This window comes from Prevotella sp. MGM2 (assembly GCF_002933955.1).
Lineage (GTDB): Bacteria > Bacteroidota > Bacteroidia > Bacteroidales > Bacteroidaceae > Alloprevotella.
Window position 1 is genome coordinate 1 of the sequence record NZ_BEWW01000150.1, and the last position, 509, is coordinate 509.

At 60.3% G+C, this 509-nt stretch carries 1 protein-coding gene; it reads right to left on the bottom strand.

The features are described from left to right. On the bottom strand, positions 1 to 509 hold a 509-nt coding region (locus C5S62_RS03420), incomplete at both ends, for a gamma-glutamyl-gamma-aminobutyrate hydrolase family protein (RefSeq protein ID WP_190311547.1).

Consider the following 509-nt stretch of genomic DNA (forward strand, 5'->3'; position numbering starts at 1 on the left):
ACCATACATACTGCGTCGAGCATTCCCTCGCTCATTCGGTGAAGGTCCATCAGGACGTGTGGCTGGCGGACTTCAAGGCGGGCGTCTTTGCCGTACCACATGGGGGTGTCGCAATGGGAGTCGAGCGTCAGGATGGTGTGGTGCATTTCTTTGGCGCTCCGGTATTTTTCGGCTTGCTTTATGAAATGTCCGAAGAGGGGCCGCATGCTTCCGTCGCCGCCTTCGAGGAAGCATTCGGGATGCCATTGTACGGCTGTGACGGGTTTCATTCGGGTGCTTTCAAGGGCTTCCGCCACGCCGTCGGCGGAGCGTGCCGTTATCCGCAGTGCGGGGCCGGGATCTCCTACGGCCTGATGGTGGAAGGAGTTGACGCAGAAGGATGTTCCCAGCAGGTGTGCCACGCATGAGCCTTCGAGGGCCGAGACGCGGTGGGTGGGTGTGTGGCGTGGGGCGCTTTGGGAATGTTTGATGAGACTGACATCCGGCATGGCGGTGGCAAGGTCTTGGAG